Origin of the sequence: Acinetobacter sp. AND/436 (assembly GCF_049546925.1) — a bacterium.
Lineage (GTDB): Bacteria > Pseudomonadota > Gammaproteobacteria > Pseudomonadales > Moraxellaceae > Acinetobacter > Acinetobacter indicus.
Window position 1 is genome coordinate 1 of the sequence record NZ_JBMXBO010000046.1, and the last position, 766, is coordinate 766.

Annotated in this window: 1 pseudogene; it reads right to left on the bottom strand. The window is 35.1% G+C overall.

Annotated elements, in window-relative coordinates:
- Positions 1-76: 76 nt before the first annotated feature.
- Positions 77-550 (bottom strand): annotated as a pseudogene (locus tag ACPEPR_RS13820) (IS110 family transposase); the annotation flags it as partial.
- Between the last annotated feature and the right edge of the window lie 216 nt (positions 551-766).

The following is a 766-nucleotide window of genomic DNA, read 5'->3' on the forward strand; positions in this document are numbered from 1 at the left end:
AATAAATATTTTATAAGTTATTAATATTTTAAAATATTTTAACATAAAAATGGAGCTTTGAGTGATCCTAGGGCAGAGTAGACTGCGCCTTTTCAAGTCGATTCTTTTCCTGCAATAGACTACCTAGATAGACATCTCGTCTGCCTAGTAAAGCTTTTAATAATCTGACATTTTCAGGTTCAGGCTGCCATATGATTAACTTTGCGGTGTAACCATAACGTGAAAGAGCTTCACTATCAGCTTTATCCGTTTTATTTAGCATGGACATGCCTTTGGCAAAGGCTCTTACTCGTGAAGGATTAGCCACACAAACCTTTACACCTGCATCATATAGATAATATCCCAAATTCTCATGATAAACCGAAGTCGCTTCCATGATTGCTGTCACTTGATCAGGTTCAATTTTAAGAGTGATGAGCCATTTGAGCAGACTGCCAAAGCCACTTTCTGTATTAGTAAATATTTTATTTTTTCTTTTTCCAATCAAACCTTGAGGGAAAATGCAACAATCTATTTTGGTTTTACTGACATCAATACCTAGCATAATCATGGTGATATTCCTTGAGTTTAAGCTATGATTTTTATCCCATTAACCATCATCTTACCTTGTGAATACAGCATCAAAGTGCTTAGTTACCGTTCAGAGTTGTATGAGGGATAAGGGCAAATTGTAGGTTTTATCTCAGGTTCAAATTTAAGATTTTAGCAGCATTCCAAACTCTACAATTTGCGTATAGTGGTAGCTAATCACTATATCAATCAAGAT